Consider the following 21,656-nt stretch of genomic DNA (forward strand, 5'->3'; position numbering starts at 1 on the left):
GGAGGTGCAGTGGCAATCTTTACGGACCCCATCAGGGAACATGCTGATTTCGGGCCGGGCGATGCCGAATGGCTGCACCTCCTGGTGGGGGACTGGCAGATGGTGGCGGACCTGGCGTTCGCCGACCTTGCGCTGTGGTTCCCCCACCCCGACCTTGGCTATATAGCCCTGGCACACGTCCGCCCCTCCACCACGCACACCGTGTTCCACGGAGACTTCGTGGGGGAGGGCATCCGGTCAGACCTGCAGCCTTTGGTGGACAAGGCATGGAACAGCCGCTCCATCGAGCGCTCCAGTGAAACAAACTGGAGCAGCGACATGGCCCTGCGGGTGGAAGCCGTTCCCATGGTGCGCAATGGGCGGACCCTGGCCGTCGTCACCACGCACATGGATCTCTCGAGCTCGCGCATGCCGTCGCGGCTTGAGCTGACTTACCGCCAGTGCGCGTATGACCTGCTGCGCATGGGTACCTTGGGCTTGTGGCCCGATTTCGCCTCACCCACCGGTTCCCGCCGTGGGGCGCCGCGTGTGGGGGACGGGCTGATCAGGCTCGACGCCGAGGGTATGGTGCAGTATGCCAGCCCCAACGGCGTATCTGCCTTCCGGCGGTTGGGCGACGGGGAGGCGCTCGAAGGCCGCTCGCTGGCGGAGGTTACGGCCAGCCTGCTGAAGGACCGCCGCATGGTGGACGAAACCCTGCCCCTGGTGGTTACGGGCCGCATGCCCTGGCGGAGTGAGATTGAGTCGCGGGGAGTCAGCCTGTCCCTTCGCGCCATTCCGCTCCGGGATGAACAGCAGCGCTTCGGTGCCCTGGTCCTGTGCCGCGATGTGTCCGAGCTGCGCCGGCGTGAGATGGAGCTGGTCACCAAGGACGCGACTATCCGCGAAATCCACCACCGGGTCAAGAACAATTTGCAGACGGTTGCAGCGTTGCTGCGCATGCAGTCCCGCCGCATGGTCAGCGATGAAGCCAAACAGGGGCTGGAACAGGCCATGCGCCGGGTGGCCACCATTGCTTTGGTGCATGAGACCCTTTCCCAAGGCTTGACCCAGAGCGTGGATTTCGATGAGCTGATTGGACGCCAGTTCCGGCTGTCAGCGGAAGTTGCCTCGCCGTCACAGCAGGTCCGGACCGAACGCTCGGGAACCTTCGGGGAGTTGCCCAGCGACCTTGCTACCCCGCTGGCCCTGGTGATCAACGAACTGGTGACCAACGCCGTCGAGCACGGCCTTGAAGGTAGGGCCGGAACAGTGTGGCTTATCGCTGACCGGTCCGAAGGCGAGGACGGTGAGGAACTGACCGTTACCATAGCCGACGACGGCGTGGGACTTCCCGATACACCCCACGTTGAAGGACTTGGGCTCCAGATCGTACGGACTTTGGTGACCAGCGAACTGGGCGGGACAATCCAGTGGCAGCCCCGCGAGGGCGGCGGCACTGCCGTGCAGATCCGGCTCAGCCTCGCGGGCAAGTAGGGCGCTTACCTGGCGGGCCAGCTGGGGCCGTGTCCACAGCTTCGCCGCCTTGCGGTTGCGCTGCCCAGGCATCCGCTTCATTTGTGGGTGACCGTTAACAGCAACGGCCCCGGCTGCAACCAAGGAGGGTTGCGGCCGGGGCCGTTGCTGTTATTGCTTTTCGCTGAGGTCAGGAAGCGCGGCGGGCTCGGGCGGCGCGGCGCTTCAGTGCCCGGCGCTCGTCTTCGCTCATACCGCCCCAGACACCGGCGTCCTGGCCTGACTCAAGCGCCCACTGCAGGCAGGTATCCACCACGGGGCACCGGCGGCAGACGCTTTTCGCTTCCTCGATCTGCAGGAGGGCGGGCCCGGTGTTACCCACGGGAAAAAACAGTTCCGGGTCCTTATCGAGGCACGCTGCGCGGTTACGCCAATCCATGCTGATCAGTTGCTCCATTTCTGGGAAGAGCTCCTTGTGAAATTATTCACTAGTAGCTACAAAGGAAAAGGGCCCGGCAGGGCCCCCTTGGTCATCTGAATCAAGACTGTCATGTTAACGCTGTGTAAACAAGGGGTAATAACGCTTGATATCCCCGGAAAGCTGAGCGATACATCACACTGGCGCTGCTGGCCCTCACCTCTTTCCGACTATGTCCGGTAGGGTGCCAGTGTGTCAAGACCCCCGGTAAACCCAGCAGACCAAACGCCCCCCTCAGCAGACTCCGGCGAGGGCCCGAATCGGCCGGATGACGCTGGCTCTCGAGTGCGGCCGACGGCGCTGGTTATTGTGGCCCTGGTGGTTGCCGCCGAGGCCGCAGCCCTCCTGGCCGCAGCGGCCTGGTACGGCTACCAGCTGGTCAGTGGGAGTCCTGTCCTATCTTTTGGGGGAGCCGTTTTCACCCTCGTACTCCTGCTCGCCTTCGCGGGTTGGCTGTTCGCGGTGGCCGTCTTCCTCTATCGGGGCTACCGGTGGACCAGGGCCGCTGCACTTGTGGCGCAGCTGTTCGTTCTGACCATCGGATTTCCCACGCTGAGCGGCGGGCTGGTGGTGGCCGGGCTCGCAATGCTGCTCCCGGCAATCACCGCCATCGTGCTCCTTTTCCACAGCAAGGTCATCAGCTATGCCTCGCGCACCGGAGGTACGACGCCCGCACTTTGACCCTTCCGCCGGGAAAGCGAGTTCACTTTCTTCCGGCCCAGGCCACCTGGATCGAAGATGAACGTCCGCGGGCTATTAGGACACCCCTGCCAGCTGGCGCATTAGGCTCCACCTCGAAGCGGACGCCGAACAGGTCCCCTTCCATAGTGGAGCGAGGGCAGAGCAGCATTCCCGTCCCCGACGCCCGGGCTTCCATGACCAGCGGAACGCGCTGAAGCAGCAAGGGGCTGTAATTAGCGGTGACGACGGCAGTATGGCCCATTGCATGAACTTCGGCCAGGTCCCGCAGGGCGCCGGCCGGCAAAACGTCTGCGTCGTCCGCCAACAACACCGCTGACTTCGGCAGTCTCCCCGCCTTCGCACGCGCGAGCGTCCGTTTCCAGAAATCCTCCGGATCCATCCCGTCTTCCGGCCAAACCCAGCGGTCGGCACTGGGGTTCAGGAGCCGCAGGGCGTGCAGGACGTTGGTTTTCCCGGAGAAAGCTCCACCCAGAATGGCGAAGACGCCCCCGGCCGGGACCCGCAAGGAGACGATGTCAAGTTCGTCACCACCTACGCCGATAAGCATGTGCACCTTGTCGGCCTCGGTACCGGGCAGGTCCCTGTCCTCCGGGCCAATCAACAGGTCGGCAACGGATACCAGTGCCGGCAGAGGTTCCACGCGGAAAGGGTGAGTGCTGCAGGGTGCCCCGCCTTCCGGGCCAATGCCGTTGCTTCCCGAACTCTCCTGGCCCGCCTCGTAGACCTGGCAAACGGCTGCTGTACCACCGCTGATGGAACCGAAAGCTACCCCCCGCCCCTTGAGCGCTGCGGTGGAAGGCATCTTCGGCCACGCGATCCTGGTGTCCTCATTGGAGCCGGTGGGGAAGAATATCCGGTTGGGAAGCGATCCGCTGAACCTGGCGGTCACCAGCTCGCGCTCGCCGGAAAGAAGAACAGTTATTCCGGCCCGGCCCCCGTCCCGGATGAGATCCTGCACCAGGTCTTCGGCCCAGGCCAGTGGGCCGGACCGAAAGGCGGACACCCAGGATCCCCAGCCCGAGATGACCACGACCAAGGGAACGCCGGCGCACCCGGGTCCGCTCAGCCGGTTCACCAGTTCCTGGTTTAACCGCTCCAGCACGCGCACGGCCCGCCGCAGCTCGTGCAGCCCTACGAGGGCGCCTGTGCGGGCATGCCCTGCGGCTGCCGGAACGCTGCCGGCTGCATCAAGGAGATAAAAGTGGCATTCAGCCGGGTGGGCCGCCAATTCCTGCACTGCAAGTTCGAGGGCTTCCGTGGCGCCCGATGCTGGACCTCCCACCAGCGCCATGTGGCTGTCTTTTGCAATGTCCCACACCAAGGGCTTTACCTGCTGCCGCTCAGGTACATCCATCAGGCCCGCTCCACGGTCCAGTCCCCGGTCCCACCAGACGGTGTCTCCGCCGGAAGTTTGGTGGCTCCGCGCCGGACCGGTTTTTGTGGCAGGGGAGGGGCTACAGGTGGCCGGGGCGCGGCTCCGTTCTGCAGGGCCGACAGCTGGCGCACCATTTCAAGAAGGGGTGCTGCTGCCTGCGCGGGCGTTTGGTCGCGGGAGCCGGTACCTGCAGGGCAGCCGGTGCCCCCAGCTGTGAGGTAATCCGTGGTGAGCTCCACTTCAACGCCTTCGGGGGCGGATGCCGCAATCGCTCCCCCTGCGGAGGCTGCCTGAAATTCCTGCGGTGGCTCCATGCCGCGGACCATCAAGGCCCGGCCCGGTAGGCTCAGGCTGATCGCGGCGGCTGCAGGGGTGTGGATGATGTCCTGGGACTCAATGTCGGATTGGACCCGGAGGGCGATGCTGGTTGTGACATTCGCACGGATGTCTGCCGTTAGCGCGCCCTGCGGCCGCTGCGTGGCCATCACCAGGTGAAGGCCAAGCGACCGGCCGATGGACGCAATGCGCATCAGTTCACGAAGCACTTCGGGAGCATCATCTACGAGCATGCGGAACTCGTCGATGACCATGACCAATTGGGGGAGTGCGGCGTCCCGGGATGCTGGTGATGACCGGTATGCTGCGAGGTCCGGGACGCCGGCCGCAGCGAGGGTCTCCTCCCTGTACCGGATTTCAGCCCGAAGGGAGGCCAAAGTTCGTTCAAGTTCGTGGGCGGACAAGTCGGTAAGTACCCCGACGCAGTGCACCAGTCCTGCCAGTGGTCCGAGTCCTGAACCGCCCTTGAAGTCGACGAAGAGGAAGTTGACCCGGTCTGGCGGGTAACTGAGTGCCAGCGCCAGCGTCAGGCCCCGCAGGAGTTCGGACTTGCCAGAGCCCGTGGTACCCGCAACCAGCAGGTGCGGGCCATCGGCCTGAAGATCCAACATCTGGGGACCTGAAGGCCCAAGACCCAGCGGAACCGACAGGCTTCCGGTGCGGGAACCGGATGTCCAGCGGGCAGCAGTGGCGGCGTGGGACAACGGCAGCACGTCGTCCAGCCGGCAAAGAGCAGGGATGGAGGGCCCCGCCCGGTCCTGCAAGGAAGGGCAGGCGGCCAGCTGCCGACAGAACCTGCTGAACACGTCGTAGGGGGCCAGATCCGGCACGAAGGCAACCTCGCGGCCGGGTTCGCGCAGCACTGATTGCTGCTCAGCCAGTTCAACATCCACCGCTCCGGGAGGGCGGGCAGGTACGTCAAACTGCACAACGTGCCACCCCAGCGGCACCGCTGCCTCGAGCAGCTCGTCAGTGTCCGTAACTGGGGACGCCGTGAGCAGAACGACGCCATGCTGGCAGCTTTGCCCCAAGCCTTCCCGGAGCGCACCAAGGCAAGCGTCCCGGGTGGCTGCCAGAGTCATGCCGGGGAGGAAACGGGCAGGGAGGGGGAGACTCTCCGGGCGGCCACAAATAACGACCCGCGTGCTGCGCCCCCGGGGATAGGCAGCGAACTGCATGACAAGGGCCCTGGCCATCCCTTCTGTCACGACCCGCGGACCGCGGATAACGGTGTGGGTATGGGCGGGGTCGAGCAGCACGGGCATGTCCACGGCCGACGGCAAATCCGGCGGTACGCTCCAGCCCTCGACTTTTACATTGGCGGGCTGCGACGCCTGTCCAAGCCGAAGCCACACCCTGCCCTCAGCAGGAGCCGCGGGAGCGGCGGCCGGTCCATGAACTGCTGCCAGTACAAGTACCGCGAGTGAAGGGCCGGATTTTCGCCGCCTCGCGGCATCCTCCGCCGCCGCGGTTTTGATCCTGGCCCTGAATTCGTGGTGCGCGCGCCGACCGGCCGCCAGGGGGATGAGCACCGATACGGCTGAGCCCGCCGAGAAGGCAAGGAACATCCACATGCCTGTGACGACGGCGAGTCCCATGCCGATAACGAGGGGAAGGACTGCGGTGAGCAGGAGGACGCCGCGGTTGCCTGGTGCCGTGGGGCCGGCAACGGTGAGCGGCTCCTGGACCGAAGTCCCGGCGTCGGAAAGCGCCTTGTCCGGGGAGCCCAGGAAGACAAGCGACATTGCCGAATTTCCGCAACGGATGGCAGAGGCCGTAGTGATGATGGCGTGGCGGACCCTGCCGCCGTCGACATAGGTGCCGTTGGCGCTGCCCAGGTCGACAATCATGATGTCTTTGTCGGTAACCACCAGGCGCGCATGTTCGCGGGAGAGCTCAGGGTCAGGGATTACGATGCGGGTATTGTTCCTGCCGATCGTGTAGGTACCCCGGCGGAGGGAGACAAGGGTGCCCGCGCCCGCCCCGCTGTGGACGGCCAGGGCGACGGGGGCAACAGGCTCGGGCGCGGGACGTCGTCGTACCTTTCGACCAGCAGGCTCTGCACCGCCGTCCACCAGGACGGCGCCATTCACCAGTGGTGTTGTCCCCAGGGTCATCGAGCACAGGTCAACTCCGCCAACGAATACCGCACCCGTGCAGAATTTCCGCTCGAGTTCCGCCTGGATCCGTGCGCCGGAGGTGCCGGATGGTGCGGTGATGGACAGTTCAACGGGCGGCTCCGCCAGTGGTGACTGCGGGCCGCGGACAAGAGTGCAGTGGAGCGTCATAGGTAGGTTCCTTTGGTGCCTTTCACCCCACGCTAGCCAGAGATGTTCCGCTCCGGTCAGGCCGTTGTCCCGTATGTGGACAAAGCCGAATTCGACGGGGCCCGCAGTGCCTCGGGTAGGCTAGAGCAGCAGACAATGCGCACCATTGCGCTGCCCGCATTCAAACCAGGAGATTTTGTGACCGCTGACCTCGTCATCGTAGGGTCCGGCTTTTTTGGCCTGACAATCGCAGAACAGGCCGCCAGTGAGCTCGGCCTGAAGGTCGTCGTCCTCGACCGCCGCCACCATATTGGCGGGAACGCGTACAGCGAGAAGGAAGAGCAGACCGGGATCGAGGTGCACCGCTACGGCGCCCACCTGTTCCACACGTCAAATGAGCGCGTGTGGGAGTACGTTAACCGATTCACCACCTTCACCAACTACGTCCACAAGGTGTACGGCGTGCACAAGGGCGAGGTCTATTCCTTGCCGATCAACCTGGCGACAATCAACCAGTTCTTCCGCGCGAACATGACGCCTGGGCAGGCGCGCAAGCTCATCCAGGAGCAGGCCGGAGAGCTGGCGGGCACTGATCCGCAAAACCTCAATGACAAGGGCATCCAGCTGATCGGCCGCCCCCTGTACGAGGCGTTCATCAAGCATTACACCGGCAAGCAGTGGCAGACGGATCCTAAGGACCTGCCGGCCGGCATCATCTCCCGGCTCCCGGTCCGGTACAACTATGACAACCGGTACTTCAATGACAAGTACGAGGGCCTGCCGACCAACGGGTACACGGCCTGGATCGAAAAGATGGCGGAGCACCCGAACATCGAAGTGCGCCTGAACACGGACTTCTTTGACGAGTCGCACGAGTACAGCAAGAACAAGGTCGTTGGGAACATCCCGGTTGTCTACACGGGTGCGGTTGACCGGTACTTCGACTATGCCGAAGGTGACCTTTCCTGGCGCACCATCGACTTCGAGGAAGAAGTGCTCGATATGGAAGACTTCCAAGGGACGTCGGTTGTGAACTACAACGACGACGACGTTCCCTATACCCGCGTGATCGAACCGCGCCACTTCCACCCGGAGCGGGACTACCAGACGGAGAAGACCGTCATCATGCGTGAGTTCTCGCGCTTTGCCGAGAAGGGTGACGAGCCCTACTACCCGATCAACACTTCCGCGGACCGGGAGCGTCTCCTCAAGTACCGTGACCTCGCAGCGGCGGAGAAGGACGTCCTCTTCGGTGGGCGTCTCGGGACGTACAAGTACCTGGACATGCACATGGCCATCGGTTCTGCACTGAGCATGTTCGACAACAAGATCCGTCCGCACTTTGAGGCGGGCGCCGCGATCGAAAGCGGAGGAGTCGACGCATGAGCGTCTCAACCGACACAAAGAAGCGGGATACTGTCAACACTGCCTCCGGGGACAGGCAGGATGGGTGGCAAACCCTGCAACGGGTCATCCTGCCCGGTGCCAGCCAGATGGACACGGTGCCCCTCTACATGGACATGGGTACGGCAACGGGGATTCAGTTGCCGACGGTCGGGGACCGGGATGGAAACACGGCAAAGCCCCGGACCATCAGCAGCCCCACCAAGGAAGCGCACGTCGAGGACTTCCTGTCCCGCTACTCCACGTCCGTCAGGTCCGGCGAGCGTGTCTCGTTCGGCAGCTACTTCAACGCGTTCCCCGCCAGCTACTGGCGCCGCTGGACAACAGTGGACAAGGTACGCCTGCACGTCCGCACGCAGGGCGCCGGTTCCGTCATCGTTTACAAATCGAACGCCCGGGGCTCGCTGCAACGTGTTGATACCCGCCGCGTCGAGGGGATCGCAGAGAACTTCTTCGAGCTCACGCTGGCTCCTTTTGGCGACGGCGGCTGGTACTGGTTCGACCTCCTTGCCGGCACAGAGCCGCTCGTCATGCTGGACGCCGAATGGCAGGGGCCGGCTGTAGAAAGCAAACCTGGCTCTGTCACGCTTCAAATCACAACGCTGAACAAGACAGATTTTTGCCTGAACAATCTTCGCCTTCTTGCCGAGAGTGACGAAGCACTTGAGCATGTCCAGGAGGTGCTCATTGTCGATCAGGGGACCCAGAAGCTTCAAGACGCTGAGGGCTTTGAAGATGTCCGGAAGTCCCTCAACGGGAAACTTCGCATCATCAACCAATCCAACCTGGGTGGCTCGGGCGGTTTTGCGCGGGGAATGTTTGAGGCGGTAGAAAACGGGAGTGACTACGCCCTGCTGATGGACGATGACGTCGTGGTCGAGCCGGAAAGCATCATCCGGCTGTTGACGTTCGCTGACCGCTGCAAAACTCCGACGCTCGTGGGCGGGCACATGTTCGACCTCTACAACAGGACAGTCCTGCACACCTTCGGGGAAATTGTGAACCCCTACAGGTTCCAGCCTTCATTGCCCAGCGACGAGATGATCCTCGGCCACGACTTCATGTCCTCCAACCTGCGCCAGACATCCTGGCTGCACCGCCGCTGCGATGTTGACTACAACGGCTGGTGGATGTGCCTCATCCCGACTGAGGTTATTCGTGAGATCGGACTCTCGCTGCCCTTGTTCATCAAGTGGGACGATTCGGAATACGGACTACGTGCCAAGGCTGCCGGTTATCCCACTGTTTCCTTGCCAGGGTCGGCCGTGTGGCATGTCTCGTGGATCGACAAGGACGATCTGGTTGGCTGGCAGGCGTACTTCCATGCGCGGAACAGGGTAGTTGCTGCTCTGCTCCACAGCCCTTACGAGTTCGGCGGACGTGTCATTAAGGAATCGCAGTACGCCGATGTGAAGCATCTGGTGTCGATGCAGTATGCAACTGCACAAGGTCGACAGTGGGCGCTGGAGGATGTTTTGAAGGGCCCGGAAGCCCTACCCGACCTGCTGCCGGCCAAACTGCCCCAGATACGGGAGATGATGTCCGGGCACTCCGATGCCGTGTTCAAAGCGAATCCGGAGGACTTCCCCGCCGCGAAGATGGACAAGCCCCCGCGCCGCGGGCATGGGCCCTCCCAGCCGTCGAAAATTACACTGCTTCCCTGGGCGGCAAAGACCGTCGTCCGGCAGTTGGCAAGGCCGGTCAAGGAAACCAGCGCGCAGCGGCCGCAAACAACCATCGCCCATCAGGACAACCGCTGGTGGCGTATGTCGCAGTACGACAGCGCGGTAGTCTCCAATGCCGAAGGCACGGGAGCGTCCTGGTATAAGCGGGACCCCAAACAGTTGAGAAAGATGTTGGCTGACAGCGCCCGCCTGCACTCCGCGCTGCTTAAGGAATGGCCGGCACTAAGCAAGAAATACAAGGCAGCTGTCTCGGATCTCACGTCGATGGAATCGTGGAGGAAGACGTTCGAGCAACACACCCAGAACGAAGTAAAGTGAGCGCATCTTCGCCAGCGGAACTGACAAGTCCAGGGCATGGGGGAGGACTTCGCGATATCCGGCAGTCGCGGTTCCTCCTCAAGCTACTGGTACGGAAGGAACTTAAGGTCCGCTACCGGGGGTCGGTACTCGGCCTCTTGTGGTCCTACGTTAAACCCGGAGTGCAGTTCATAGTGTTCTATATTGCTCTGGGAGTGTTCCTCGGGCTTGAGCGGAGTCCGAGGAACCCCGAGGGGCTTCCCAACTACGCGGTCTACCTCTTCTCGGGCATCGTTCTGATCAACTTTTTTTCGGAGGCACTGGGAAACGCATCCCGTTCGATCGTCAATAACGGAAACCTGATTAAGAAGATCTACCTTCCCCGCGAGCTGTTTCCAGTCGCCTCTGTGTGGGTGTCGGCGGTTCACTTCTTTCCGCAGTTGGTAGTCCTCGTCGCTGGGTGCCTCCTCGCCGGCTGGCATCCGAACGTATTCCAACTGCTGGCGGCGGTGGCGGGTTTCGCTATCGTGGGTCTGCTGGCTACCGGGCTTGGCCTGCTCTTTGGTTCTGCCAATGTGTATTTCCGGGACTCCGAGAACCTTGTGGACATGCTTTTGATGGTTGCGACGTGGGCTTCACCTGTCATGTATGCGTGGTCAATGGTCGAGGAGAAACTGGGTGCCGCCTGGTTTGCCGTTTACCAGGCGAATCCCATCACCATCGGTGTTGAGCTTTTCCATTACGCGTTCTGGTTCCCCACGACAGACGGGACCACGGCGATGCCACCCAACCTCTTCACCCTCTGGACGCCGCTGGGTCTGGTCATCGCCCTGGCAGTTGTCATTTTGGGTCAATACACCTTCCGGCGGCTTGAGGGCCGCTTCGCCCAGGAGCTGTGAGTGGTCAACGCAATTGAAGTTTCAGACATCAGCAAGCAGTTTGTCCTCCGGCATACGCGGTCCATCAAGGAAGCAGTTGTTTGGCTGGCCAAGGGCCGGAAAGGCGACCTGTCGGAGAAGTTCCACGCCTTGAAGAACGTCTCTGTCGAGGTCAGGACGGGGGAGACGGTGGCGCTGCTGGGCCTGAACGGTTCCGGCAAGTCGACGTTGCTGAAGCACATCTCCGGAGTGATGCTGCCAGATTCCGGAACCGTCCGGACACGGGGAAGGGTGGCCGGCCTTATCGAGGTTGGAGCCGGCTTTCACCCAGACCTGTCAGGCCGGGACAACGTCTTCCTGAATGGCGCCATCTTGGGAATGACCGAGCAGCAGGTCAAGGATCGATTCGACGAGATTGTCGAATTCTCCGAGATCGGGCAATTCATCGACACTGAGGTCAAGTTCTATTCATCCGGCATGTACTTGCGGCTTGCGTTCTCCGTTGCCGTTCACACTGACCCGGAAGTCTTTTTGATCGATGAGATCCTCGCGGTGGGGGATGAGCCTTTCCAGCGCAAGTGCATCGACAAGATCCAGGAACTGGCCCGCGATGGTAAGACGCTCGTGGTCGTCAGCCACGACCTGGATCTTGTCTCCCGTATCTGTGACCGGGGAATCCTCCTGGAGCACGGTAACGTAACATTCGACGGGCCAATTCACGAGGCCGTCTCGATTTTGCGCGCCTGACTCTTCCCCTGGCGAACACAGGCGGTTCACGGTTGGTTATGGCTCTCAATGTCAAAGCTAGTGGCAGCCCCTGCCACGTCGGCCAGTGTGCCACTAAACTTTCGGAGGATTCTTGTCCTGGTTTGATGAAGCCCCACAGTTTGTCCTGGCAGCGGCTTTGCTGTTCGTCCCGGGTCTCGCTGTGGCCGTCGCAGCCAGGCTCAGGGGATTCCGCATCTTTGCGCTGGCGCCAGGTATCAGCGTGGCAATGGTGGCCATTTCAGCGATAGTCGCTCCGTTTGTCGGAATCCCCTGGACACTGCTGCCTGTTGTCGTCGCAACGGCAATCGTGGCCGGGTTCGCCTTTGCTGCTTCCGCTTTAGCGGGGAAGGGTGCGAAAGTCCGCCCTGACGCTGGTGGCAGCTCGCGGTGGCTCGTGGGTTCATCTTTGTTGGCCGTTATTCTTGCTGCCTTTTTGATTTCCCGCCGGCTTATGAGTGCTATTGGCCAGCCGGAATCTTTTTCGCAAACCTTCGACAATGTTTTCCATCTCAACGCGATCCGTTACATCCTCGACACGGGTTCCGGGTCGTCGCTCACGCTGAACGCTATGACAGGAGCGGCTTCCTACCCGGCAGCCTGGCACGACCTGGTTTCGCTGTTAATCATTGTTGGTGGAGGTGAAATACCGGCGTCTGTGAACGTCATCAACATTGTCGTGGCCGCTATTGTCTGGCCTCTTGGCTGCATCTACCTCGCGCAGACAGTCTGGGGCAGCCGCCCGGCTGTCCTCCTTTCAGCCGGTGTCCTGTCCGCGGCCTTCGGCGCTTTCCCCTTCTCGCTGCTTGATTTCGGCGTCCTGTACCCGAATTTCCTTGCCGTTGCACTCCTGCCGCTTGTCGTAGCCATCTCGCTGGAAGTGTTGGGCGTGTCCGCAACGCCGATTCATTCCAGGGTCATCGCGGCGCTTGTTCTGCTGGCCGTCCTCCCGGGCCTTGCTCTGGCCCACCCCAGTGCAGCCATGGCCTGGATTGCGATGATGGCACCCCCGGCCGCATATGTTTTCGCGCGACTTCTGGTGCGCACGCTGACGTCGCTGCGCGGACGGGCCCGCTTGCTTACTTCGGCGAGCTTGGTTGCGGTCGCGGTTGTCGCCGTCGTCGTTGTACGCACACTGTGGGACGCTGTCCGGCCACCGGCGGAGGCTGCGTTCTGGCCACCCGTCGAGAGCAGCGGCCAAGCTATCGGTGAAGTAATTGCCAGCTCGGCAATCGGGCGTCCGGTGGCATGGGGCGTCATGGCCCTGACTGTCATCGGGATCTTCGTGATCATCAGGTCCGGCAAGCAGCTGTGGTTGCTGGGTACCTATGCTGTGGTGGCCTTCCTCTTCGTCGTGGTCAGTTCCTTCCCAGCAGATGACTTCCGGGCCTACTGGACGGGTATCTGGTATAACGACCCACCGAGGCTTGCGGCGCTGTTGCCAATGGTTACGATTCCACTTGCCAGCCGTGGTGCCGTCTTCGTCTGGGAACTCCTGCTCCAGGGCGTGACGCGGGGCATGGAGGTTTGGCAGTTGAAGCGCTCAGGCGGAACGTTAAAAAACGGAGGCCGTGTACGGCTGGACCTTTATATCGCGGTTGCTGGGCTTGTTGTTGTCCTGGCCCTTGGGGTTGCCACTCAGCGGGGGAGCGTTCGCCAAGCCCAGGACGCCATGGCCAACTCCTACCGTCTATCCTCCGACTCGCCCCTGGTCTCCAGCGATGAACTGCAGCTGATCGACCGCCTTGCGGAAGAGGTGCCCCCTGACGCGGTCATGGTCGGGAACCCCTGGAACGGAAGTTCCCTGGCGTATGCCCTTGCGGACCGAAAACTCATCCAGCTGCATATTCTGAGCGCTGTTCCTGACGGGACTGCTGCACTTCTTAACGGGCCGACCCCCTCGAAAGACGATCCTGCGGTCTGTCCGGCTGTCGAGGAGCTGAATATCGATTACATTCTGGACTTTGGCCACCGTGAAGTGCATGGCAGGGACAGCGGTTACAAGGGACTGGATAACCTCATCGCTTCCGGCATGGCAACGCTTGAAGATTCGGAAGGCGAAGCGAAGCTTTACAAGCTGCAGCTTTGCGGTAGCTGACAGGGCCCCTGGCCAACAGTCTAAGGCCGCGGCGAGGATGGAGCTTGTTGCTCCAATTGTGACGTGCTCAGGCGCCGTAGCCCGGGGATCAGCAGGCCCAGGAAAAGTATTGCCTCGCTGATGGCCATTGCCAATGCGATTCCGTCAGCCCATCCACGTGTCGCAGCGAGGAACATCAGGGTTACTCCGGCGACGGCCGAGATGAGCGTCCACACGAGGATCAGCCGCTGGCGGCCTTGCGGAAGCAGGAGATTGCGGATAAACGGGGTACTTGCGGAGATAAAGAGAAAAGACAGTCCGTAGAATGCGCATGCCGCCTGGCTGGCCCTGTTGACGGATCCAAAGATTATGTCGGTGGCCAGCGGCCCCAGAGCAGCGAGAAAAACGGCTCCCATCAGGCCCAGCGCGAAGTGGGATGCGATGGCGGCGACGTGGCGCCTTGTTGGGCTGGCATCTTGCGCTTCGAGGGTCCAGCCTTGGAACGTGTTGCCCAAGGCCATAACTGAGAAGAGTCCGAAGCGGTAGACCGTATCAGCGGAACTGAATCCAGCCATGACGGTGCTGGATATGAATGCTTGGCCGATGGGGACCGGCGTTGCCGCATAAGTCGTGCCGGACAGGCTGATCGCTGCTGGCCCAAACTGCTGGCGCAGCTGTCGAAATGTGCCGTTCCAAGACGTGAATGTTCTGCCGCTTTCGGGCATCGCGATTTTTTGAAAAACCACGAGGCTGACCACAACAGCCGCAAGCAATATGACGCCATAAAGCCAGATCTTTGTGGTCAACAGGATGACGGGGACCGCAATAAGCGTGGCCGCCACCCGTGGAAGGGTGTCAAACATTGCAAGGAGTGCCGGCTTTCCGGCCCCTATGCAGTACCAGGCTGGAGAAAGTCCTGCTACTGCGGTTGTCAAAGACATGGACGCGGCATCCAGACGGTGCTCGGGGGCGGCCAGCTGCCAAGCCAGGGCAAAAACAAAGGGAAACACCACCGCTGACAGGACAAGCCGCGTTCTTAGGCTTTCCCTGTAGACCTCAGCCCTGTGCTGCGGGGCAGGGTTCTGGGCAATCCGCACGGGTCCGAGGGTGTTCCAGCCCCAAGCGATGACTGCTCCACCAAAGACGCCGATGGCCTGCCCGGATGCGATGCTGGACCAGCCTCCCTCCCCGGCGACACGCGCCACAATGGGCACGAGAAGGAACGGTGTTACCAGCGAGAGCAGGGGTAAGCCCGTAAAGCCCGCAAGCCTCAATAGCACTGCTTTCATTTTTGAAGCGTTTCCTTCTGTTGATACTGCCGGGATTCTGTGGCGCTACGCCCTCGGGCGTTCACCCGGGACACGGGCGCGCGCAGCAAGGTTCTGCCCGCGCCACGCCTTTGGTGATACCGGAACCAGCCGGGCGTGGAAGAGGTTACTCGGGCCCCAAGCGACGATTCCTGCAACGACAGGTGGACTACCGTGGATTGCCCGTCCCGCTGTGTCGCGGCCGTGGGGAAACAATGCCGAGGCTGATCTCCAGAGCCCGTATTGGGGATACGTTGTGGCGCCTCACTCCCTCCAGGAGGGACCTGATGAGCGCCATCGCCCGGGGCCGGGCATACAGGTGCAAGGCTTCCTCTAAATCAGGGCACATGGAGAGGTTCTTCGGTGCCTTACGCTCAAGCAAGGTCCTCGCCATGACGGTTCGCCAGCCAAGCCCGGTCTTGTAGATGATGCTGCAGATACTCCGCGGTGAGGTGCTTCCTTCATAGCGCTTCACAAAGCGAAGAGTGTTGCGGATAGAAGTGGGCAGGCTTTGCCGTGACTCACCCACGACGTTGCTGCTGTGCTGGATGTAATCCTGCAGCACGACGTCGCGAATGCTCATTCCCCCGCAGGCGAGTGCACAGAGCCCAATCCAGTGGTCGTGGTACTGCGACGGTGCGGCCAGTGACGGAAACGGCAGCGCCAAGTCCAGCACCTCACGCCGAAACATACACAGCGACCCTGTCACCTGGTTATTGGCAATGAGGTCGGCAGGACTGACGTCTCTCCTGTCGGTGAGGCTTCCCCTAGCAGGATCCTGGTTGGTCGCAGAAACATCTGCCGTTACGACCCGTGCCTGCCCGGTCACCAGGGCTGTGTTATCCAGGGCGGGGAGCAGGACTTCGAGTTTCTCGGGATACCAGTAGTCGTCCTGGTCACTGAGAGCAACCCAGCGGGCTGCCTCGGGGACCGCCTTGAGGGCCCGTTCGAAATTGTGGTGGAATCCGAGCCTGTTCTCGTAGCCGAGAACGCGGAACCGCTCATCGTCACCGCAGGCCCGCCGCACCATGTCCGCAACACGTTGGTAATCGCCATCCACCGAGATGAGGCAGACGAAATTGCGGTGGGTTTGGGCCTGGATGGAGCGGAGCTGGCGGGCGAACATGGGTTCGTCCGGCTTGTAGGCGGCCATTGCCACGGCGCCGAAGGAAGCGGCGAAACCATCCGGAGCGGATTGTTCCGGGGCGGATTGGGGTTGCGTCGTCATCGGGTGCCCAGCTTCCTGCCCAGTGCGACGAAGAAGGCACGAAGGAGCATGATTCTTGCACGGAGAATAACCGCGACGGGTCGGCGGGTTTTGGGTGTCGTGTTCTCGTCGTGCAGGCGCCGTGCAACGGTCGGTGCAGTTACGTGGACCATTTGTTGGTTAAGGTTGCCCACAAGTGCGATCCACTGGTCGTGGGTCTCTGTGAGGAATTCAGGGAACGGAAGTATCAGTTTCTTGGCTGCGGCCTTGAACGCCATGGTGCACCCGTAATAGGGCCGAATGCCGATCCATGTCGTGACCAGGTTGGCTACCCACCGCCTGCTGTCGGATTCCTTGAGCTGAACTTTGTGGTATTTGTTGGCCGGGCCGCCAAAAACAGTGAAGTTGCTTGCGACGAAGTCCTTGGTCTGCAGGGCATCCAGCAAGGTCTCAACACGGTTGGGCAGCCATACGTCGTCCTGGTCGGACAGCATAATGTAATCGCCCCTGCTGGCGGTTATTGCCCTTTCGAAACTGGCAACGTAACCCTTATTCTCCTTGTTTGGCAGGAGAACGATGCGCGGGTCCCCGAGGCGACGGACGACGTCGAGCGTGGAGTCCTTCGACGCATCGTCAACGACGATGAGTTCGTCCCCGGGAGCCAACTGGGCAAGGATTGAGCGAATCTGTTCGGCAACGTATTCCTGCCCGTTGTACGTTGCCATACAGACGGAAACCCGCACAGGGCCGTTCCCGCTCATGCGCTGATCTTCCGCTCGAATCCGGGATCGATCTTGCCGAGACGTCCAAGCCAGCCATCCCGGAAGCCGCGGGCAAATGCGCGGTACTGCCCCTTGCGGTTGGCTCCGTACAGCATCCTGAACACGTCGCTTTCCAATTGGAAGCGAAGTTTGCGGATCAGCCATACGGGGAATCGGGCACCGTACTGGCGCCAGAGGTGGATGTTGTTCCGGGTCATGTAATACACGCGAAAGGGGGGATGAGAATGCACGTGGCGCTTTCTACCCAGGATGGCGACATGCCAGCCGAAAAGCATCATTGGCTGGGCCCGGCCCAGCGCATGCGTCATATTGCAACCCTTCCCCACCAGGGTCGCCAGGCCAAGGGACCTGAGGCGAAGGTTGTATTCGGTGTCGACGCAGTCGATGAACAACCTCGCGTCGAGCATTCCGGCAGTCCTAAGCGTGGAAACGGGAATGACGGCTCCGGACTGGAGGGCGTCGAAGGCCTCGGGAAAACGGGCCCTTCGGGAGAGCAACGCAACGTTCCGGCCGTTGTGCGACTGGGCGCTGACAAGGCCGACTTCGATCCCGTCGGCACTGGCCTCCGCATAGGTTTCCAGTGCAGCTGCAATGTAGCCATCGTCAAGGGCAGAGTCCTGGTCGAGGGTTACCACGAAGTCTGGCGCCCAGGCACTCAGTGCTACGTCAATGCCCTCATTAAGTGCCGCAGCGATCCCGGCGTTTTCCCGCATTCGCACCACTGTGGATCCCATGGCTTCCAACTCCTGCAGCACGCTGCTGGTCTGCTCGACATCCGTGCCGTCGTCGACCACTACCGTATGAATGACCTGCCGGTTGAGTTGCTTGACCCTCTCGGGGAGGTCCTGGGGAGGGTGGAAGGCCGATATTACAGCCACCACACGCGGGTCACTCTGGTGCGTCACGTCGTATAGTTCCTTCTCGCTTACCCAAATAGACTGTTCCATTGCGTCAGGGAACTGTCAGACAGCAGGCTTCAGTCTATCGTCGGTATGGGAGGGCCTCCGATTTCTCCGGTCCCGCGCCTGCAAGCAGCTTGGGGTGGCCGGACAGGGCGAGACGGTAGCATTGATGGGGTGCTCATCTCCGGGCAGACAGATCCAACCCTGTGTATCTTCAAGAAAAGGACCTACCTGGCACATGGCCATTGATGTATTGCTTCCCTACTATGGGGACGTCGACCTGATGAAACTTGCGGCCCAGAGCGTCATGAGCCAGCAGTTCGAGGATTGGCGTCTCATCGTGGTCGACGACGGGTACCCCAGCCCGGAACCCCAGCGTTGGTTCGAGTCCATGTCGGACCCCCGTGTCACATACCAAAAGAACGAAGAAAACCTCGGCGCCAACGGCAACTACCGCAAGGCGTTGGAAATGGCCGAAGCGGACATCGTTGTCGTAATGGGCGCCGATGACATCATGCTGCCGAACTACCTCGATGTCGTCTCCAAGGCGTTCGAAGCCCACCCCGAAGCAAGCGTCGTCCAGCCGGGCGTGCAGGTTATCGATGAGAAGGGCCGTGCCAGCTCGCCGCTGGTGGATATCGTCAAGAAGGTATATGCTCCGTCGACCAAATCGACAGTGCTGCTGCAGGGTGAGGAGATGGCCACCAGCCTGGTTCGGGCCGACTGGGCGTACTTCCCGTCCCTGGCATGGCGCACGGAGGTGATCCGCCGCATCGGCTTCACTGAAGGCCTGCACGTAGTGCAGGACCTTGCTCTGCTGCTTGATATTGCTGCTGAAGGCGGCTCCATGGTGGTTGACCCTACGCTGTCGTTCCTCTACCGCCGGCACTCCGCCTCAGATTCCTCCGTCAAGGCCCTTGACGGCCGCCGGTTCGATGAAGAGCGCGCCTACTTCGAGGGACAGGCACGACGTTTCCGGGAACTCGGCTGGAACAGGACTGCCCGGGCTGCGGCCTTCCACATAACGTCGCGGTTGAATGCCGCCACACTGGTGGCCCGCTCCTTGATGATCGGAAAGACTGACTCGCTGCCAAGGCTGTTGAAGCACGTTGTTTCTTAGCCAAAAGCGTTAGAAATCAGGTGGCTGCCCCGGGATCCGAGACAGCCACCTGATTTCTTTAACGCGTCGGTTCGTCCGTCCCAGGCATGTCACCGCCTGCACGGCCACCCCGTGCCCGGTTCTCTTCAAGTTCGAGAACCTTTAGGCGGAGTATTCCGACTTCCTCCGCCAATACCCGGATTTCGTCTTCGGCCTGCGACTGCTCAAAGGACAGATGGAGGCAGACGGATACCAGCAGTACAAGGGCCATCGCGAACAGGAGGTTGGACGGCACTTTTACGCCCAATACTCCGCTTGACCAGAAGAGCAATTGAGGGAAGGCCGCCAGCACCAGGACGCCGATCCCGATGATGATCCAGATGACAGCGTACTTCTCCCGCAGGTGCCGGCGGCGCAACATCTCAAAGATGATGAGCAAAATGACCAGCACAAAGATGAAGCCAACAAGGGTGGCCATGGAAACTCCTAGTTGGATGACGGTTCGTTCTTCTTGCGGGTCAACGCGAAGAGGAGGGCAAATGCTGACCGGCCCAGGTAGATGGCGGCCTTGACCGGGTCATGGCTTGGAGTCCCGCCCTGCCGTTCACGCATTGAAACCCCCACTTGGCGCACAGTGCACCCGGAACGGATGGCTACCACGAGCGAATCAATGGTGTCACCGAGGTACTCGGCGGGGTAGTGGTCTACATACTGCCGGATAGCCTTGGCATTAGCTGCCCGGAACCCGGACGTGACGTCGGTGAGGCGGGTGCCCGCGATCCTGGATATCGTCCAGGCCAGAACGTTCATGGCCCACTTGCGCGGCCCGCGGACCGTGTAGGTTCCCTTGTCGGCAAAACGGGCACCAATGACGATGTCCGCTTCCTGCAGGCCATCGAGGACGGCTTTAATATCGCGGGGATCGTGCTGGCCATCGGAGTCCACCTGAATGACCCTGGTGTAGCCGTGCATCTTGGCGTACTTGAAACCGGTCCTCATTGCGCCGCCCACTCCCATATTGAAGGGGAGTTGGACCACCAGCGCGCCGGCATCGCGTGCAACCTGTGCCGTGTTGTCACGTGACCCGTCATCCACGACGAGGATGCTGCAGTCAGGGCCGAACTCGAACACTTCCCGGATTGTGTTGCCGATGGCTTCCGACTCATTCCAGGCCGGCATGATGACCAGGGTGCGCTGGTTTTGCTCTGCAGGAGTCATACGTTATCGGTTTCCGCCTTCAGGTAGGCGGTCAGCCTCTCATCGGCGTCAGCCGGGTGAAAGCCCGTCGACTGTGCCTTGGCCAGGTCCAGCGCACTGTTGTGTGGCCGTGGAGCTGCAGCCTTGTTCTTGAAGTATTCAGCGGTCGTAACCCCTGTGACGTCCGACCTTGAGGCGCCGGACAGCTCGTAAACGTCCGATGCTATGTCGGCCCAGCTCTTCACCGGTCCGCCGTTTGTGAAGTTGTAAGTGCCGTAGGGCGCTTCCGTGGTCAGCAGGTGGCTGATGAACGCCCCAATATCCTCGGTAAAAGTCAGACGTCCAGTCTGGTCATTGACAACAGCGGGCTTGATTCCCCTGGCTGCAAGGCTGGCCATGGTGCGGACAAAGTTGTTGCCTTCTCCGATGACCCAGCTGGTCCGAACGATGTAGTGACGCGGCACGACGCCCACGACAGCGTCACCGGCCGCTTTCGTTTGCCCGTAAACGCCAAGGGGTGACAGCGGCTCGTCTTCGTCATGGACGTCACGGGTCCCGTCGAAGACGTAGTCCGATGAGACGTGCACCAGGGTGAGGTCGTGTTCGACGGCGGTGCGAGCAAGGTTGGCCACGGCCGTTACGTTAATGGCCCAGGCCGCTGCCCTGCCCTCGGCGGATTCTGCAGCGTCGACGGCCGTGTACGCGGCGGCATTGACGATGGTCGAGTAGTTCTTCCAACGCCGGGTGTTGAACGCATCTGCACTGGCGAGGTCAAACTCACCGCGGCCAGCGAACTCAACCGTTGCAGCGCCGTCGTACTGTGCGCGCAGGGCCTTGCCAAGCTGCCCGTCAGCGCCGACGACCAGGATCTTTTTCGCCTGCATTGGAGCGACATCGGCCATCCGCGGGTGGGCCTTGTCCTTGTCGGAGAGTTCAGCCTGGGCCAGGGGGATCGGCCACTGGATTGCCGCGGTCTCGTCGGCCAGGTTCAGGAAGGTGTACTGTCCCTGGGCATCAGCCGACCAGTGGTCATTCACTAGGTAGGTGTAGGCCGTTCTGTCCTCCAGTGTCTGGAAAGCGTTGCCAACGCCCCGTGGAATGAAGATAGCCTGGCTCGGATCAAGCTCGGCAGTGAAGACAGTGCCAAATGACGGGCCTTCCCGCAGGTCAACCCAGGCTCCGAAGATACGGCCGGTCGCAACGGAGATGAACTTGTCCCAAGGCTCGGCGTGGATGCCACGGGTGGTCCCTGCCTTCTCGTTGTAGGAAATGTTGTTCTGGACCGGCCGGAAATCAGGCAGTCCAAGAGCGACCATTTTTTCCCGCTGCCAGTTTTCCTTGAACCAGCCCCGGTTGTCGCCGTGGACCGAAAGGTCATAAAGGACGACGCCGGGAATGGGAGTTTGGTGCCGGGCAAGCTTCTTTGAGAACTCCAGAGACATG

18 protein-coding genes are annotated in these 21,656 nt (G+C 61.5%); 8 read left to right on the plus strand and 10 right to left on the minus strand.

The genetic code is table 11. From position 1 onward, the window contains the following. Positions 1-9 precede the first annotated feature (9 nt). Positions 10-1,476, plus strand: coding sequence for a sensor histidine kinase (locus FDW81_RS00900; RefSeq protein WP_138132177.1), 1,467 nt, complete (start codon positions 10-12; stop codon positions 1,474-1,476). A gap of 169 nt (positions 1,477-1,645) precedes the next feature. Here FDW81_RS00900 and FDW81_RS00905 read toward each other — a convergent pair whose 3' ends face one another. After that, positions 1,646-1,894, minus strand: coding sequence for a WhiB family transcriptional regulator (locus FDW81_RS00905; protein ID WP_003804966.1), 249 nt, complete (start codon positions 1,892-1,894; stop codon positions 1,646-1,648). Positions 1,895-2,218: 324 nt separating this feature from the next. Between FDW81_RS00905 and FDW81_RS00910 the strand changes: the two genes are divergently transcribed. Continuing rightward, positions 2,219-2,614, plus strand: a complete 396-nt coding sequence (locus tag FDW81_RS00910; RefSeq protein WP_171027065.1) for a hypothetical protein — start codon at positions 2,219-2,221, stop codon at positions 2,612-2,614. 22 nt (positions 2,615-2,636) lie between these two features. On the opposite strand, the gene FDW81_RS18280 is transcribed toward FDW81_RS00910, so the two are convergent. Continuing rightward, positions 2,637-3,989 (minus strand): hypothetical protein, encoded by a 1,353-nt coding sequence (locus FDW81_RS18280; protein WP_240719810.1) that lies wholly within the window; start codon positions 3,987-3,989, stop codon positions 2,637-2,639. After that, positions 3,989-6,634, minus strand: coding sequence for an FHA domain-containing protein (locus FDW81_RS00915; RefSeq protein WP_240719812.1), 2,646 nt, complete (start codon positions 6,632-6,634; stop codon positions 3,989-3,991). The genes FDW81_RS18280 and FDW81_RS00915 overlap by 1 nt, the downstream gene beginning before the upstream one ends. 177 nt (positions 6,635-6,811) lie before the next feature. Here FDW81_RS00915 and glf point away from each other — a divergent pair, with 177 nt between their 5' ends. From glf to FDW81_RS00940, 5 genes are all read left to right on the plus strand, one after another. Further along, a complete protein-coding gene (gene glf, locus FDW81_RS00920) occupies positions 6,812-7,999 on the plus strand; it encodes a UDP-galactopyranose mutase (protein ID WP_138132180.1) in 1,188 nt (395 codons plus the stop codon). After that, positions 7,996-10,020 (plus strand): glycosyltransferase, encoded by a 2,025-nt coding sequence (locus tag FDW81_RS00925; protein ID WP_138132183.1) that lies wholly within the window; start codon positions 7,996-7,998, stop codon positions 10,018-10,020. Before glf ends, FDW81_RS00925 begins: the two co-directional genes overlap by 4 nt. After that, a complete protein-coding gene (locus tag FDW81_RS00930; RefSeq protein ID WP_138132365.1) occupies positions 10,017-10,898 on the plus strand; it encodes an ABC transporter permease in 882 nt (293 codons plus the stop codon). The genes FDW81_RS00925 and FDW81_RS00930 overlap by 4 nt, the downstream gene beginning before the upstream one ends. Further along, positions 10,899-11,624: an ABC transporter ATP-binding protein gene (locus FDW81_RS00935; RefSeq protein ID WP_138132186.1), complete on the plus strand. Its 726-nt coding sequence runs from the start codon at positions 10,899-10,901 to the stop codon at positions 11,622-11,624. Positions 11,625-11,736: 112 nt separating this feature from the next. Next, positions 11,737-13,740 (plus strand): DUF6541 family protein, encoded by a 2,004-nt coding sequence (locus FDW81_RS00940; RefSeq protein ID WP_138132189.1) that lies wholly within the window; start codon positions 11,737-11,739, stop codon positions 13,738-13,740. Positions 13,741-13,760: 20 nt separating this feature from the next. On the opposite strand, the gene FDW81_RS00945 is transcribed toward FDW81_RS00940, so the two are convergent. From FDW81_RS00945 to FDW81_RS00960, 4 genes are all read right to left on the minus strand, one after another. Then, complete coding sequence (locus FDW81_RS00945; protein WP_240719814.1) at positions 13,761-14,816, minus strand: polysaccharide biosynthesis protein; 1,056 nt, start codon at positions 14,814-14,816, stop codon at positions 13,761-13,763. Between the two features lie 379 nt (positions 14,817-15,195). Then, the gene (locus tag FDW81_RS00950; RefSeq protein ID WP_240719816.1) at positions 15,196-16,254 is read right to left on the minus strand and encodes a glycosyltransferase; all 1,059 of its coding nucleotides are present in this window, start codon (positions 16,252-16,254) and stop codon (positions 15,196-15,198) included. Then, the gene (locus FDW81_RS00955; protein WP_138132194.1) at positions 16,251-16,994 is read right to left on the minus strand and encodes a glycosyltransferase; all 744 of its coding nucleotides are present in this window, start codon (positions 16,992-16,994) and stop codon (positions 16,251-16,253) included. Before FDW81_RS00955 ends, FDW81_RS00950 begins: the two co-directional genes overlap by 4 nt. Further along, entirely contained in the window at positions 16,991-17,962 is a 972-nt protein-coding gene (locus tag FDW81_RS00960; RefSeq protein ID WP_240719818.1) for a glycosyltransferase, read from the minus strand. The genes FDW81_RS00955 and FDW81_RS00960 overlap by 4 nt, the downstream gene beginning before the upstream one ends. 193 nt (positions 17,963-18,155) lie before the next feature. Between FDW81_RS00960 and FDW81_RS00965 the strand changes: the two genes are divergently transcribed. Then, positions 18,156-19,037, plus strand: coding sequence for a glycosyltransferase (locus FDW81_RS00965; protein ID WP_138132196.1), 882 nt, complete (start codon positions 18,156-18,158; stop codon positions 19,035-19,037). A gap of 58 nt (positions 19,038-19,095) precedes the next feature. On the opposite strand, the gene FDW81_RS00970 is transcribed toward FDW81_RS00965, so the two are convergent. Genes FDW81_RS00970 through FDW81_RS00980 form a run of 3 tightly spaced genes read right to left on the minus strand, consistent with a single transcriptional unit; the run spans position 19,096 to position 21,655 of the window. Further along, positions 19,096-19,494 carry a DUF2304 domain-containing protein gene (locus tag FDW81_RS00970; protein ID WP_138132198.1) on the minus strand — a complete coding sequence of 133 codons (399 nt, stop codon included), beginning with the start codon at positions 19,492-19,494 and terminating at the stop codon, positions 19,096-19,098. An 8-nt stretch (positions 19,495-19,502) separates the two neighbouring features. Further along, the gene (locus FDW81_RS00975) at positions 19,503-20,234 is read right to left on the minus strand and encodes a glycosyltransferase family 2 protein (protein WP_138132200.1); all 732 of its coding nucleotides are present in this window, start codon (positions 20,232-20,234) and stop codon (positions 19,503-19,505) included. Next, the gene (locus tag FDW81_RS00980; RefSeq protein WP_138132202.1) at positions 20,231-21,655 is read right to left on the minus strand and encodes a bifunctional dTDP-4-dehydrorhamnose 3,5-epimerase family protein/NAD(P)-dependent oxidoreductase; all 1,425 of its coding nucleotides are present in this window, start codon (positions 21,653-21,655) and stop codon (positions 20,231-20,233) included. The genes FDW81_RS00975 and FDW81_RS00980 overlap by 4 nt, the downstream gene beginning before the upstream one ends. Position 21,656 lies beyond the last annotated feature (1 nt).

Source organism: Pseudarthrobacter sp. NamB4, from assembly GCF_005796185.1.
Taxonomy (GTDB): Bacteria; Actinomycetota; Actinomycetes; order Actinomycetales; family Micrococcaceae; genus Arthrobacter.

Excerpts from the sequence above, each read along its gene's own strand:
- FDW81_RS00905 (WP_003804966.1), bottom strand. The coding sequence starts at position 1,894 with ATGGATTGGCGTAACCGCGCAGCGTGCCTCGATAAGGACCCGGAACTG.
- FDW81_RS18280 (WP_240719810.1), bottom strand. The coding sequence starts at position 3,989 with ATGGATGTACCTGAGCGGCAGCAGGTAAAGCCCTTGGTGTGGGACATT.
- FDW81_RS00915 (WP_240719812.1), bottom strand. The coding sequence starts at position 6,634 with ATGACGCTCCACTGCACTCTTGTCCGCGGCCCGCAGTCACCACTGGCG.
- FDW81_RS00925 (WP_138132183.1), top strand. The coding sequence starts at position 7,996 with ATGAGCGTCTCAACCGACACAAAGAAGCGGGATACTGTCAACACTGCC.
- FDW81_RS00950 (WP_240719816.1), bottom strand. The coding sequence starts at position 16,254 with ATGACGACGCAACCCCAATCCGCCCCGGAACAATCCGCTCCGGATGGT.
- FDW81_RS00955 (WP_138132194.1), bottom strand. The coding sequence starts at position 16,994 with ATGAGCGGGAACGGCCCTGTGCGGGTTTCCGTCTGTATGGCAACGTAC.
- FDW81_RS00960 (WP_240719818.1), bottom strand. The coding sequence starts at position 17,962 with ATGGAACAGTCTATTTGGGTAAGCGAGAAGGAACTATACGACGTGACG.
- FDW81_RS00965 (WP_138132196.1), top strand. The coding sequence starts at position 18,156 with ATGGCCATTGATGTATTGCTTCCCTACTATGGGGACGTCGACCTGATG.
- FDW81_RS00970 (WP_138132198.1), bottom strand. The coding sequence starts at position 19,494 with ATGGCCACCCTTGTTGGCTTCATCTTTGTGCTGGTCATTTTGCTCATC.
- FDW81_RS00975 (WP_138132200.1), bottom strand. The coding sequence starts at position 20,234 with ATGACTCCTGCAGAGCAAAACCAGCGCACCCTGGTCATCATGCCGGCC.
- FDW81_RS00980 (WP_138132202.1), bottom strand. The coding sequence starts at position 21,655 with ATGTCTCTGGAGTTCTCAAAGAAGCTTGCCCGGCACCAAACTCCCATT.